At 46.9% G+C, this 14841-nt stretch carries 10 protein-coding genes; 6 read left to right on the top strand and 4 right to left on the bottom strand.

What is annotated here, in order from left to right; translation table 11 throughout:
* Positions 1–19 precede the first annotated feature (19 nt).
* The 4 genes from QUB24_RS10520 to QUB24_RS10505 all read left to right on the top strand — a co-directional run bounded on the left by QUB24_RS10520 (position 20) and on the right by QUB24_RS10505 (position 6213).
* Positions 20–1942 carry an ATP-binding cassette domain-containing protein gene (locus QUB24_RS10520; protein ID WP_333153118.1) on the top strand — a complete coding sequence of 641 codons (1923 nt, stop codon included), beginning with the start codon at positions 20–22 and terminating at the stop codon, positions 1940–1942.
* A 510-nt stretch (positions 1943–2452) separates the two neighbouring features.
* A complete protein-coding gene (locus QUB24_RS10515; protein WP_333153117.1) occupies positions 2453–3598 on the top strand; it encodes a hypothetical protein in 1146 nt (381 codons plus the stop codon).
* 465 nt (positions 3599–4063) lie between these two features.
* Positions 4064–5302, top strand: a complete 1239-nt coding sequence (locus QUB24_RS10510; RefSeq protein ID WP_333153116.1) for a hypothetical protein — start codon at positions 4064–4066, stop codon at positions 5300–5302.
* Between the two features lie 335 nt (positions 5303–5637).
* A complete protein-coding gene (locus tag QUB24_RS10505) occupies positions 5638–6213 on the top strand; it encodes a TIGR04376 family protein (RefSeq protein ID WP_333153115.1) in 576 nt (191 codons plus the stop codon).
* Between the two features lie 201 nt (positions 6214–6414).
* On the opposite strand, the gene QUB24_RS10500 is transcribed toward QUB24_RS10505, so the two are convergent.
* Positions 6415–7311 carry a pirin family protein gene (locus QUB24_RS10500; protein ID WP_333153114.1) on the bottom strand — a complete coding sequence of 299 codons (897 nt, stop codon included), beginning with the start codon at positions 7309–7311 and terminating at the stop codon, positions 6415–6417.
* On the opposite strand from QUB24_RS10500, the gene QUB24_RS10495 reads away from it, so the two are divergent.
* Positions 7298–7480, top strand: coding sequence for a hypothetical protein (locus QUB24_RS10495; RefSeq protein ID WP_333153113.1), 183 nt, complete (start codon positions 7298–7300; stop codon positions 7478–7480). The genes QUB24_RS10500 and QUB24_RS10495 overlap by 14 nt on opposite strands.
* 493 nt (positions 7481–7973) lie before the next feature.
* Here the strand turns inward: QUB24_RS10495 and QUB24_RS10490 are convergent, their stop codons facing one another.
* The 3 genes from QUB24_RS10490 to cbiD all read right to left on the bottom strand — a co-directional run bounded on the left by QUB24_RS10490 (position 7974) and on the right by cbiD (position 11661).
* Positions 7974–8189, bottom strand: coding sequence for a hypothetical protein (locus QUB24_RS10490; protein WP_333054638.1), 216 nt, complete (start codon positions 8187–8189; stop codon positions 7974–7976).
* A 360-nt stretch (positions 8190–8549) separates the two neighbouring features.
* Positions 8550–10151: a glutamine-hydrolyzing GMP synthase gene (gene guaA, locus QUB24_RS10485; protein WP_445300397.1), complete on the bottom strand. Its 1602-nt coding sequence runs from the start codon at positions 10149–10151 to the stop codon at positions 8550–8552.
* Between the two features lie 346 nt (positions 10152–10497).
* Positions 10498–11661 carry a cobalt-precorrin-5B (C(1))-methyltransferase CbiD gene (cbiD, locus tag QUB24_RS10480; protein ID WP_333153146.1) on the bottom strand — a complete coding sequence of 388 codons (1164 nt, stop codon included), beginning with the start codon at positions 11659–11661 and terminating at the stop codon, positions 10498–10500.
* Positions 11662–12788: 1127 nt separating this feature from the next.
* Between cbiD and QUB24_RS10475 the strand changes: the two genes are divergently transcribed.
* Complete coding sequence (locus QUB24_RS10475; protein ID WP_333153145.1) at positions 12789–14222, top strand: MFS transporter; 1434 nt, start codon at positions 12789–12791, stop codon at positions 14220–14222.
* Positions 14223–14841 lie beyond the last annotated feature (619 nt).

The raw sequence follows: 14841 nt of genomic DNA, 5'->3' as shown, positions 1-14841 counted from the left end.
TAAATGACTTTCTATACTCATGACTATTTTTACTCTGCGATCGATCAAAAAAGACTTCGGCATCAAGGAACTCTTGACAGATGCCAGTTTCAGCCTGGATGAAGGCGATAAAGTCGGACTCATCGGCACCAACGGTTCCGGGAAATCAACCCTGCTGAAAATGATTGCAGGCTTGGAGTCGATCGACTCTGGCGATCGCTGGGTCAATCCAGGGTCTAAAATTGTCTATCTCCCCCAACAGCCTGATTTAGACGAAAATCACACAGTCTTAGAGCAAGTATTTGCCGACAGTGGCGAACAAATGGCTTTAGTGCGCGAATACGAGGAAATTTCCGATCAATTGTCCCACGGCAAAGGCGATACAGACAAGTTGATGGCGCGTCTGTCTGCGGTGTCTGAACGCATTGATGAGGTGGATGCGTGGGATTTGGAAACCAAGGCGAAATTGATTTTGACCAAGTTGGGGATTGAGGATTTTGATGCGAAAATTGCCGACTTGTCGGGCGGCTACCGCAAGCGAATTGCCTTAGCAACAGCCTTGTTGTCCGAGCCCGATGTGTTGCTGATGGATGAACCGACAAACCACTTGGATGCGCTGTCTGTGGAGTGGTTGCAGAACTATTTGAACGGCTATCGCGGTGCTTTGCTGCTGATTACGCACGATCGCTATTTTCTCGATCGCGTTACCAATCGCATTTTGGAGATCGATCGCGGCGACCTTTACAATTATGCTGGCAATTACGCTTATTACTTGGAGAAAAAAGCCTTAGCTGAAGAATCCGCCGCCAGCAGTGTTCGCAAACACGCGGGTGTATTGAGGCGCGAATTGGAATGGCTCAAACGCGGGCCGAAGGCGCGCAGTACCAAGCAAAAAGCTCGGATCGATCGCATTAAAGATATGCGAGCCCAGGAGTTCAAAACAGCCAATGGCAAAGTTGAAATTGCGACAGCGGGCCGCCGGATTGGTAAGAAGGTGATTGAGTTACTGAATATCTCTAAGGCTTACGGCGATCGCACTTTAATTAAAGATTTTACCTACAATTTCACACCCGAAGACCGGATAGGAATTATTGGCTGCAACGGTGCGGGAAAATCGACGCTGATGGATATCATCACCGGACGCATTCAGCCGGATTCGGGTACTGTCGAAATTGGCACAACCATTCATATCGGTTATTTTGACCAGCATTCAGAGGATTTGACGCCGAACGAAGACCAGCGAGTTATTGAATACTTGAAAAGTGTGGCGGAATTGGTGCAAACGGCGGACGGCGAAATCATTACCGCTTCTCAAATGTTGGAAAAGTTTCTGTTTCCACCGAACCAACAGTATGCACCGATTAACAAACTTTCTGGCGGAGAAAAGCGCCGGTTATTTCTGTTGAAAGTGCTGATGAGTGCGCCAAACGTGCTGATTTTGGACGAACCGACAAACGACCTGGACGTGCAGACTTTGGCGGTTTTGGAGGATTATCTCGAAGATTTTAACGGCTGCGTGATTGTGGTGTCCCACGATCGCTATTTTCTCGATCGCACGATCGACATGGTTTTCGCCTTGGAGCCTGGGGGCAATTTGCGCTTGTATCCCGGCAATTATTCGGTTTATTTAGATTACAAGAAAGCCGAAGAAACTAAGGAAATCCAAGGGCAAAAAGAAAAAGAAAAACTTACCCGCACCGTTGAATCTAACAATTCAAAATCCACAAATTCCACTCAAAAAGCTCCCAAAGTCTCCTTCAATGAGAAGCGGGAATACGAACAATTAGAAAGTCAAATTCCAAAGATGGAAGCTGAAAAAGAAGACATCGAGAAGATTTTGTCTCACAATGCTCCGAGCGGGTTTGCAGAGATGAAGAAGTTATCGGATCGTTTGGCTCAGTTGACGCAGGAGATCGATCGGGCGACTGAGCGCTGGTTGGAATTGGCCGAACGGGTGGGTTAATTTGGGGTTGCTGAAATTGGAAATATTTTAAGAGATGTTTTCGATGGCTTCACAAATTTAATGAGAAACGATAAATAGCTTGGGCAGTATATCGCTCTGAAAAGAAGATACACAGCACCCCAGGGCTGTTGACAAAAAATTGTGTGGGTGATATACAAAAGTTACCCAAAAACCTGGTTTTGTGACAAAAAAACTGCATTTGAGCTTTTAACTAGGAGTAAAAAACCCGGTTTATTTGGTATTTCTGCGTCAGTCCTAGTATAAATAATCAATGCAGTAGTGTTACAAAAATTACCGCCAACAATCAACAACCCAATCCAGCATCAGGAATTTTCGTCAGTAATTTTCAGCAGAGTAGATCTAACTTAAACTATCTTGGATGCAGAAATCCCGTTAATTCCGGTAATTGCTTGATTGCAGTTCAATTACCATAGCTAACAATCCGGTTTCTCAGCCGATTCTGCTCAGCGACTGTAAAAAAAATCATCTTAGTCCGAGGAATACGATCAGATGAACAACAATCGACTGAAAGCTCACACAATATCAGCTCTGGTGAGCTTAGCATTAACTGCTGCCCTTTTTACCTATTCCCCAGTCGCCGCTCAAAATACTCCCACCAATTTCCCCGCAGCCGCACCAAGGTCAACCACCGCAGCCACAGCCCCGACAACACCGCCCCTAGAAACTCCCAAAGCTGGTCTCAAAAGTCCTCCCAACGCTGACAAGCCAACAGAAGTTGCCATCGGTTTCTATTTGACCAACATCGGTCGCATTAATCAATCAGATGAAACTTTTGATGTCAGCGGTTATTTGTCGGCCACTTGGCAAGACCGGCGCCTAGCATTTGATCCCAATGCAGTTGGCGACACAGAAATTCGCTACACTCCCGAAAAAATATGGGAACCAGTTTTAACAATTGTCAACTCTCCATCAGCGGCGAAAAAAGGCGCGGTGGAATTAACCGCGCAGCCCGACGGCACCGTCACTTATTTAGAACTCGTTAACGCCACTGTATCATCTGACTTAAATTTGAGAAAGTTTCCCTTTGATTCGCAAACAGCTAAGGTTGTTTTGGAATCATTGTCTTTTGATGACCGACGTGTAGTTTTCCAAAAAGATCCCAAGCTGACTGGATACAGCAAGGATTCTTTCGTTTCTTTATCCGAATGGCAAATTAGGGAATTGAAAAGTACAGTCACTTCCAACAAATTTGAACTAGAAAATAAAAACTATTCGCGATACACTTTTGAACTTAAACTCAAGCGCAATTACCAGTTTTACCTATTTAAAGTCTTTAGTCCCCTGCTGCTAATTACGCTGCTTTCTTGGGCGACTTTTTGGATGGATGGAAACACGGCTTTTAACCCTCAGATGAGTGTAGGCATGACCAGCACCCTCACGGCAATAACTTTTAACTTCACTGTTGCTAATGCTTTGCCGAGATTATCTTACATGACTCTGCTGGATGCCTACATATTTATCTGTTATATCTTTTTCTTTTTGGCGATTCAGGCTAATGTCACCGTGCATTTCTTGCAAAAAAACCACAAAAAACCAGATTTCACCGCTGGGATGATGCAAATGTTTCGCTGGATTTTTCCCTTAGCTTTTATCCTCTGTCAAGGGATAGTAATGACAATATTTTGGCTGTCATGAAGTTGAAATTGGGAGTTGGGATTAAAATTATTTTCCAAAATCCAATTTTAAGCAAACGGACAAAGAAACTTAAGACGGGTAAAAGTCTGAAATCCTTGTCAAAGCTGCAAAGCGATCGGAAACAGCGACAAAAAACCCGCTTTTTTTGCGATCGCCTTAAGTAAAGCTGTGTGTCAAAAACTGCGAAGCCCCGGAGGGTGGGGTTGACAAAAGCAGTAGAATATGCAGAAAAAGTCAGGGTAAGCAAATAAGACTGGCAGCAGAAAACAGGGGCGAAAAGGCCCAAAACAGGTAAAACAAAAGTCGATCGGGCAAAGTAAGTTGGCCGAGGACTAAAAATATGGTGATGAGTGAGATACAATTGACCTGTTCTGAGCCAAGAATTGGTCAACATCACAAGTATCCTGTAGAAGTCTGAAGTTGAGAATCTCAGGGTTGTCGAGGAGCGGGAGCAAACAGAAAACTATGCCTCAAAAAGTAATCGCCGAACAGATGTCTTTGGAATCAGCGTCAGAGCCGATCGCCGTGAGGGCGACGGTGGAAACAGTGCCAGCCGAAGCAGTGGCAGTAGAGTCCTACGCCGATCGGTTGATGGACGAACTGTTTGAAGGAGTCGATCGAGCATTCGACGGCAGCAGCGGACTGCCATCGGAACCAGTGCAGCCAGAATTCGTGGCGCTCAAGTCGATATCGGTACCTCAAATAGTTTTGTCGCAGTTGGCACCCCCCCAGTCGCAGCGGGGCGAAAAAGACGTAGAAGCGATCGCCCGCCAAGTCGCCCTAGAAACAACCAAAAAACAGCAGTCCAAACAATCATTCGACAGAATCCTGCTGGGAGCAGCATGTGGGTCGCTGCTGCTAGTCATGGGGTTATGGCTCGCAAGCAGGTCGGGACTCGTGCGCTTGCCCGCCGCCCCCGCACCACAGAGGCCGGTAGCAAGTGGCAAAACAGCACCTGACACCCCGTTTGTCGAATACGTGCAGCGCTCGCTAGAAGCGATCGAACAAAAAAAAGCACCCCAGGCTAACCCCCAACTTGCAGGAGTTCCCGGAGCCCCCACCCCAGGGACGCTGCCGAGCATTCAAATTTCCGGCGCGCCGCCCGCAACCGCAGGCCTTTCGACCGCAGTCAACCGCATCGCTGATGCCCTAGAACAAGCCGGTGCACAGCCGGGAGCACCAGCACCCCAAATCGTAGTGATCCCTCCCCCCGCTCAGGTGACTGTAGCTCCGCCTGCTCAGGTGGCTGCTGCTCCGGCTGCTCCGGCTGCTCCGGCTGCTCCTCAAACCGCGGCAGTTTCCCCCTCGCCTGCTGCTCCAGCCTCCGGTCGTGCGCTCGCCGCTGCGGGAAATCGAGATCCCCTCGCCGCTTCCCCTTCCCCCTCGGAGTCTCCCCAGCCAAAGATTTTGGCTCGCGAAACCGAACCGGCACCAGCGCCTGCAGCCCAGCAATCCGCGCCCGCACCGGAGCAATCCGCACCGGCCGTCAGCAGCGCCCCGACTTCCGCGCACACGTTGGTAGGGATTTTGGAGTTGGGCGATCGATCGGCTGCTTTGTTTGAAGTAGATGGCGTAGCCCGCAGAATTTATGTGGGCGAAAGCATTGGCGCTAGCGGTTGGACGCTGGCAGAAATCAAAAATCAAGAAGCCGTTATCCGCAAGGGAGGAGATGTGCGATCGGTTTTTGTCGGCCAAAAGTTCTAATCAGTCATCAGTTATGAGTCATTAGTTATCAGTCATTAGTTATGAGTTAGGTCATCGGTAATCAGTAATGGGCAGCGATCGGGCTGTATATCACGAGCAGTGAAAACAGTTATAATATAGGAACCGCCAAGACGTTCTTAATTGCTGAAACCATTGCTCTTATTGCTTCTTCCTTCTATCCGTTAAATCGCTTCCCCAATTCGTTGCCGAACTTTCTTCTGCTATAACTAACAACTCAGGCTCGATAATCGATCTCCTGTGACTAAGAACCAATGACTAATAACTAATGACCAATGACTAATGACTCATAACAGATGACTGAGGACATATAAAAAATGGGCTTATTTGATGATTTCAGCCGCTTTCTAGAAACCCGATTAGAAGAATTTTTGCGTAGCAATCCCCATCTGGAATTGCAGGCAATAGAAGAACAACTGAAGGAACAAGAAGAAGACACTCTGCGGCTGATTCTCGATATCCAAAAACAAGAGAAAAAACTGCAAGCCGAAATTCTCTCCGCCGCCCAAGAAATTCAGCGCTGGAACGATCGCATCAACAAAGCTAAAGCTGCTCAAAGGCTGGATTTAGCTCAAGCAGCCCAAGAGCGGCAAGCAGCTTTGCTGCGTCAGGGAAATCAGCGCTGGGGTCAAATGCAAGGCTGCAAAGAACGGATTGAAAAAGCAAAAGAACTGTACCGCCAAATTCAAGTACGGCGAAAAGAAGTCCGAGCAAAAGCGGCCGAAGCTGCAACTCGCACTACCACTAAAACAGAGCAGAATTGGGATACAAAGGGTTGGAATCAGAGTTCTAATTATAACAGTTTTACGGCTGCAGATCCTTTAGAAGAAAAGTTTCAACGCTGGGAAGCAGACGAAGAACTCGATCGAATGAAGCGGAATATAGGCAGATAGGGCGTTGCTGATTTACGGTATGAAAGGCTCAATATGCAAGTCATATAAACCAGTAGCCACAAAGCTTCCCGATTTCCCACTGATTTTTTTCATACCCTGATTAAGCAACGCCGATTTTGAAATAATATCCGTGAAGATTAGAGTAAAAAAGACAAATTCTGCATCAAAAAACAGTTTTTCAAGTTAAATCGCTGTGGTTATTCACAACGGTTGCTCTGCTTGAGAAGGTGGCTCTTCAGGCAGCGGAATAAACTCTGTCTCTTGAGGAACCTGAGCAAACCGTCCCTCTCTCCAATCGAGTTTAGCTTGCTCAATGCGCGAGTGCCGACTCGAAACAAAATTCCACCACTTATGCCGCTCACCAACAGGTTCACCGCCAATCACAATACAACGAGCCTTGCCTGAAGCAGAAATCTTTACTTCAGTGCCGGAATTTAGAACCGCTAACCGATGTTGTTCCAGAGGCACTCCATCAATAACAAGCCCCTCTGTTACGCTGTAAACAGCCTGTTCGCTGTAATGACCCGGTAAGGTAAATTGCTTGCCAGGAGCTAGTTGCACGTCCAGATAAATCAAGGGTGAAAATATTTGAACTGGGGAAGTGCGACCATAGGCCTCACCCGCAATTAGGGTGAACGAAACTCCTGCATCCTCCCAAGCAGGCAACTCAGAAGCCGGATGATGCCGAAACCAGGGGTCGGTTTCTTCGTATTCATCGGGAAGTGCTATCCAAGTTTGAATGCCATGCAGGATGGCTTCTTTGCTGCGATCGTCGTCAGGCGTGCGTTCAGAGTGGACAATGCCTCGCCCTGCCGTCATCCAGTTCACCGCACCGGGACGGATTTCTTGAACACTGCCGACACTATCACGATGCAGCAAAACGCCTTCAAACAGGTAGGTGACGGTTGCTAAGTTTATGTGCGGATGCGGCCTGACATCCACGCCCCGACCGGGTGGAAACACCGCAGGGCCCAGATGGTCAAAAAAGATGAACGGGCCTACCAGGGCTAGAACGTCTGAGGGAAGCAAGCGGCGGGCTTGGAATCCACCCAAATCTTGAATGTGTGGCTCAATGAGATGCTGGATGGTATCCGTCATAATGTTTATGAAGTTGGGAACGCTAATCGTCTATCTCAAAAGTGCATTATACAAAAAGCTATCCCTAGAGAGTTGTATCAGTGACTTGTTTAAACTTCCCCAACGGAAAGCCGTTGTAGAGTGTCGAGTTCTCAACCCGCTTTCTGCTTACCAAGATAATTGGGTCTAAAGCCCCTTCTTAATAGGACGGCTTTAATTGATTGCCGATTTTTGTTTTAATCCTTTAGTTGCGTTAGTATCTATTTTTCAAATTTCCTAGCATTCTATTTAAAGTAGAGTACAATGATACTTATACCACAGGTAGAATAACCGCCGATACACATGAGACACCAAGCTCAAACGACTGGTCGGAAAATAATAATGGTTAGTGGGTGGCGAAAATCACGAAAAACATAGCTAGGCTGACTATAGCTAGGCTGACTAACGTAAGCCAAAACCAGAAAAGTAAATTTTGGGAAGTTAAAACGTACCGTAGGGCATCCGGTAACATGAGAAGTAATTCTCGAACGCTTGGGGAGATAAAACCCTCTGGGACTAACTAAATTAGGCTCGATATTTGGTTCATTTGAACGGATATTTGGTTTAAGTATTGCCGCAAGGATAGATAGTTTTAAGGTGTGTCGCCAGAACCAAGAATCCCCACGCCTGATAGCTGGGGAATGTCAAGAGACGATGGAGAGTTCATCACTGACTTGAATCCTACCTTTGACCAGGGAGCGAATCAGACGATCAAGTGAGCCACGTTCTTCTTCACTGATAGACTCATCGAGGATGGCGGCCATCATGCCGTAGCGGTCGGCCTTGGTAACGCGGTGAGTATCGGTGACAGTGGCAATTAATTCGTTGATAGCGCCGGGGAGAAGATTAACTGGATACATGGGATTGTTTTGAACTCGACACCTTAATCATCTCGTGGTTTCTCCTAAGAGCAAGTGATGGTGCTGGTTTTTTTCCGTGATAATACTGAAAATCTTCGGTGAACCAAGTCCGTGTTACCAGTGATCGAAGTCACAACATTGAAACCAATGCAGCGCTGGAACAATTAGAACCCACATTCTGCCCTTTGAGCCACTGTTGACTGGGAATTCCCTCAAAATTGACGCAAACCTCATGGCTTGGTCAAAAATACCTAAATGTGAGAGTCAAAGGGCGGAATATGGGGAATCGCCCTTTTATCCAAAATCAAAATAAGTAGACAGACAAAAAATTAGTCCGCCTACCTAATCGCTAACTACAAATCACTCCCACTCGATCGTTCCCGGTGGCTTAGAAGTAATATCGTAAACCACTCGGTTCACCCCCTTAACCTCATTCACAATCCGGTTCGAGATCAGTTCCAACAAATCGTAAGGAACCCGCGCCCAATCAGCCGTCATCCCGTCTTCACTCTTAATAAATCGCAAGACGATCGGGTAAGCATAAGTGCGCTGATCGCCCATCACGCCTACACTGCGAATCGGCAGCAAAACTGCAAAAGCTTGCCAAAGTTCCCCGTACAATCCGTGCCGGTTAATTTCCTGGCGAACAATGAAGTCAGCATCCCGCAAAATATTTAGTCTCTCTGAGGTAACTTCTCCTATGATCCGAATCGCCAATCCCGGGCCGGGGAAAGGTTGTCGGTTCACGATTTCTTCGGGAAGCCCGATCGACCGGCCGACTTTTCGCACCTCATCCTTAAACAGTTTTCGCAGCGGTTCAATCAGCTTAAATCGCAAATCTTTCGGCAAACCGCCGACGTTGTGGTGACTTTTAATTTTAACAGCAACTCGCTCGCCACTTTTCGGGTCTGCATTAGTATCAGCCGACTCAATCACATCAGGATAAAGAGTACCTTGTGCGAGGTAGTCAAAGGGGCCCAGACGCTTCGATTCTTCTTCAAATACGTTGATAAATTCGTGACCGATCCGCTTGCGTTTTACTTCAGGATCGGTAATCCCTTCAAGTTGAGCTAAAAAGCGTTCGCGAGCATTAACATACTCAACATCAATGTGGAATTGCTCTTTAAATAATTTTACCAACCGTTCTGGTTCATACTTCCGCATAAACCCTTGGTCGATAAACATACAGGTAAGTTGGTCGCCGATCGCCTTATGCAGCAAGAAAGCCAAAGTAGAAGAATCTACACCGCCCGATAGAGCCAGCAAAACTCGTTTATCTCCCACTTGCGCGCGAATTTCGCGAATCGATTCCTCCACAAAAGTAGCAGTCGTCCAAGTCGGTTCGCACTCGCAAATGTGGTAAACAAAATTGCGAATTAAAGCTATTCCCCCGATCGAGTGAACTACTTCTGGGTGAAACTGAACCCCGTACAAATTTTTCTCGTGGTGAGCAACAGCAGCACACGGAGTATTGTCAGTGTGAGCGAGGATCTCGAAACCAGGCGGCAGTTCAGTACACGAGTCTCCGTGGCTCATCCACATCGTGCTGCCCTCTTCGACGTTTGTCAGCAAATCCGTAGGATCGTCAATAAATAGCGATGCCTTGCCGTATTCCGCTAATTTCGATCGTTCAACCGTGCCTCCGAGCTGCTTTACCATCAACTGCATCCCGTAGCACACTCCCAACACCGGTATTCCCAAATTCCAAATTTCTGGGTCGCAGTGGGGTGCTTTTTCATCGTATACAGAACTTGGGCCTCCTGAAAGAATAATTCCTTTAGGATTGATAGCTTTTAACTGTTCTGCAGTAGTCCGGTAAGAAATAACTTCTGAATATACTTGAGTTTCGCGAATTCGACGAGCAATCAGTTCGGAATATTGCGAACCGAAGTCGAGAATCACGATGATCTGGCGCTCTATCTGCTGCAGAAAAGAGTTTGTGAGAACGGATTCAGTTTCTATTTGAGTAGTCACGGTTATTGCGTAATTGCTAAGTGCTAATTGGGTCGAAAGTAGCGGAGGTATCTATCGCGGTCTCAGTGCAAGACTAAGGAAGGCGAGCAACCATTTGTCGCTAGGAATAAATCTTATTTATACTAGATTGCAGTCAGCGATGTTAGTCGATTAATCGGGCACAGGGCAAGCATAGATTTACTTCATCCTTACCCTAATTAATTGAATTCTTGCTTCAGAAATTGCTTCCAGAAGCAACCTAGTATAATTAAGGTCTAGGGACAGAGAATTATTACTTGTTAAATATTATCCCTGACCGATGTTTTAAACATAATTCAGGGATATTCACACTACATTAACAAATTTGGGTCAAAAATGTATCTCCTATGTCACTTTTAATAATAATTTTGCGATCGCGCCCGAACATCACCGATCCCACGGGGATGTGCAAGTTAGTGTGAGTAAAAATGCAATCCGATGACCGCAAGTCTATTTGTCGGGCGATGTCGCCGTAAATTAGATCGACCCAATTGCTCCCAAACTCGGCGTCTAAAGCCCGCAGTTGCCCGAGAGCCTCTTCGGCTGTCGCTGCGGCAAAAATTGCGGAACACGCATCAGCCGGCATTCCAGCTTTGGCACAGTAAGCTGTGAGAATTTCCCTGCGCCCGTCAGCGAGGTGGTGGTGAGTGTGAAAAATTCCCGCAGCCAATTTCATCAGTTTCCCGTGATAGCCAAACAGCAAAATTGACTGCACGCCCTGATATCCGGCCTCTACCAGCAGCGGGCCGAGCCAGTTAGCGGTTTTGACGAGCCTATCAGGATTAATCCCCAGTTGTCGCGCCAAATCCAAACCGTTTTCGCCGATGCAGAAAACCAAACAGTCAAACAGTTCGGCTTTTTGTTGCAGTTGTTCGCGGTAAACTTCCAACTGTCCAGGGGCGCTCAGCGGTTGAGAAATGCCCGTTGTACCCAGCAGCGAAAGTCCTTCTACCACGCCGAAAGCTTCGTTAGAAGTGCGGGTGGCTAGCTGCCGCCCTGACGGCAGAATCAGGGTGACAGTAATTTTTTCTCCCCCTGCGAGTTCTCGGCTCAGATTCGATCGCAGCAGCCGCATTGCGTAATCATAGATCGCCGCCCCTCCACCGACTGTGTGACGCCCTATACCTTCACCGCCGAGAATCACAATCTGCTCGGACTCTCCCCCATCCTCTCCCTCTCTCCCCCTCTCCCTCTCTCCCCCTTCCCAATTCCCCAATTCCACCATTGCCCAAACGGGGGTATTGCGAGTCAGATCGAGATTGTCCCCCGGATCGGAGCGAGTCACACCTAAAGCGGTACCAGTTTTGAGTACAGACGCCTGTTCGATCGGAATTTCTACCGTTATTGGCGGTTCCAGTAAATTTACTGATACGCTCTCTAGAGACTGAATACCTGCGCGTAAGCACCGCAAAGCTGCAAGTGCCGCCGCACAGGCAAATACTGGCAATGTATACCCCGATAAAGGTTGAGTTTTGGTCACGATCAAATGCAGAAATACATAAATTTGCTGGCGATCGACATCACGCCTTAGCACTGATACCCCTCAAACATTTAAGTGTAATTCTAGGGTTTGCTATTATCTGCAGTTAGCGTAATTTTTGTCAACTATAATTTTGTCCTACCAGTTGGCGATCCTCTACGAGGATCGCCAATAACCCACTCCGAAGCTTTACCGGCACCTGGGGGCGATTTTCACAAAAAACCCGGAATCTCGATCGCCAGCGCTGGGACTGAACAAACGCATTCCAGGAATTAGGTACAAATAGTTAGCAGCGATACTCAGCAAGTCGATCATCTTTCATTCTATAGATTTAGCTAGCCGTAAAGATTTGAGAACCGAGTGAGCTCGCGCGAAATTTGCTTTTGCCTTTGGGGAACTTGTTTGAGGCGGAATTCGAGCAATTTTTGGTATGCAAAATGCTGCGCTCGCTTCCTGGTTAAGCCCTAAAACCTACTTTTTTACAATTAGCAGATTTATCAGAAAATTGGGTTTAAAACCCCGTCCTTCTAGGACGGCTTTAATTTCTTAAATCCATTCCTAAAAATCCGTAAATTTCTTGTATTTGTGCTAGACTAGAACAGTCAAGGTTAAACTCCTTTGCCATCGTGAAACGGAGACACACTTTTAGGCATAAATTGTTGGACCGAGAGCAGCGAAAACTCTTAAAACAGCTAGAGGATCGACGCATTCTCTTTACCAGAAAAAAAATAATTTAGTTCATTTGTTAAGTAGGGTAGGGCATACCCGAACTCTAGGTTCGTATCCTAGTACGCTTTTGGAGATAGACCCTCTGGGGTTGCTGTGAATTAGGCTCGTCAATTGGTGTAATTGCACGGTTGAAAAGTTTAAAGATTGCCGAAAGGACATAGCGCTTAAAGGTCAGTCGATGAATTAAGAATCCCTACGCCTTTAGGCTAGGGAGTGTCAAATCTCCCAAGCGGTTGATGTCCTAGCGATCGCCAGTCATTTATATTGATATGAATTACCCGGACGTGCCAGTCCTACTTTCGAGCTAGCCTCTTGAAGGTGGGGCTGGTTTTATCTAACCCTGTTACTTCAATTCTCCAATCTACAATCTAAAATCTAAAATCTCAAATTGATTGACTATGGTTGAACCAGTTGCAGAGTTAAATGAACCTCTATCTCTTCAGACTGCAGAAATAGTAGACCCGAAAATATTTCAGCTCGTTCTCTATCCAAAAACAGCTCTCAAATTTTCCAAAAAAGACGTTCGATCGACTCTGAAAGCCTCAACTCTAGATGGCGTTTTTGCCGCTGTCTTCGAGTCGGCGACCAGCGGGGTGCTACTGAGCAATTTCTTGTTGCAACTCGGCGCCAGCAGCGTGGAAATAGGTATATTCTCGGCTATTCCGATGGTGGTAAATCTCCTGCAACCATTAGGAGCCTACATCGCTGATCAGACAACCAGTCGCCACTGGTACAACCTATTTGTATTCGGCGTGTCGCGGCTGCTGTGGCTGGTGCTCGCGGTGGCAATTGTTTGGGGTTCCCAGCACGCAGACCTCGACCAACTGCTGCAATGGACACTGGTAACAGTCGTAGCAGCTAGCGTGCTGGCAGCTTTTGCCAATTCTAGCTGGTTCAGTTGGATGGCTGCTGTGGTTCCTCAGCGCTTGCGGGGACGCTATTTTGGCTTTCGCAACAGTGCTGTCAGCCTCATAACTTTGCTGGGAGTGCCGTTGATGGGATTGGGAGTTTCAACTTGGGACGGCGGTCCTATTTTGGGCTACGGTATTGTTTTATTGATGGGTGTTTTGGCGGGAATGATCAGTTTGGGGTGTCAATGCTTCATGGTTGATGTGAATCCCCAGGTATACAAAAAAGATGCACAGAGCGATCGACTTACCGAAAAAAAAGCAAAGCACTTAACAGATTTTGTGCCTGCTGTGCTGAAAGATTATAATTTTTTAATGTTTATTCTTTACTTCAGTGTGTGGACATTTGCTATTAATCTCAGCGCGCCTTTTTTTAATATCTACTTACTGAAAGATTTAAGCTTGGATGTGAGTTTGGTAACGATTTACACCAGCTTAAGTTCCGGGGCAAATCTACTGCTGCTGATGTTTTGGGGTAAGTTGGCCGATCGCTGGGGAAATCGCCCGCTGCTAATTGCTGTTGGGCTGGTGGTGGCCCTGACGCCTTTGCTGTGGTTGGGTACGGGCAATTACCCGTTTGCCCTATGGGTGTGGCTGCCGCTGCTGCACTTGCTGGGGGGAACGACTTTAGGCGCGATCGGGCTGTGTAGTAACAATATTCAAATGGAGATAGCGTCGATCGAGCAACCTTCGACTTATTTTGCGATCGCCGCAGCGGTTTCGGGATTAGCTGGGGCTTTGGGAACTACCGCCGGCGGCTTTCTTGCCGAACTTCCCGGCATGAGTTTGGGAGCACTGTTTGCCCTCTCGGCTGCTGTGCGGCTGGCAGGCTTGCTGCCTTTGGTTTTGGTGCGAGAACCTCGTAGCCAGTCGCTGCGGTCGATCGTCCCCACTTTTGGACGTTTCAAATTTAACCGGGGCTAGGAAATTTTCGCACAAGTTTATCGATCAAGAAACCAGAAAAACCCACCGATTGTTAAAAACTTCAAGCCGATCGCAGAAAACCTGAGAGTTGCTGCAACAAATTTTAATCTAAAACCTAGTCCAAATCTGCTGTGTGTTCGGCCAATACGTCACTATTATCTTGCAGCCAACGGACAAATCGATCAGATATAGCTGTTCTCAAAACTGACCTGGCAGACCGTAAATGTGTTTAAAGGTTTCTTAGCTAGGGCGTCGGATTGCTACTTCTGTTAGGAGAATTGAGGATTTTCCCAGAACCGATCCTACTATTTCACGCTCTGATTTTTTTACGTTTTAGGTAAATCGAGGACTTTCCCAGAACCCAACCTACTATTTCACGCTCTGAATTTTTTAGTTAAGAAATATAAATAAAATTAACATTTTAATACAGCCAACTAGACTAGATGGTGTTTTGAGACTAATATCCTGAGAATCGAAAAAGCTAAAGATTGCCAGCAAAATATCGATTTCCAGCAATCAACGATCGGCGATCGCTGTCAGGCGATAGAAACACCGGAATTGGCAATTCTCTTGTAACCGATTACCAAAGACAGCTCGCTCTCACATTTAAAATTCAAAT

Source organism: Microcoleus sp. B9-D4 (genome assembly GCF_036705105.1).
GTDB lineage: Bacteria > Cyanobacteriota > Cyanobacteriia > Cyanobacteriales > Microcoleaceae > Microcoleus.
The sequence above is the reverse complement of the archived record's forward strand: the minus strand, read 5'-3'. Positions and strand labels throughout refer to the sequence as shown.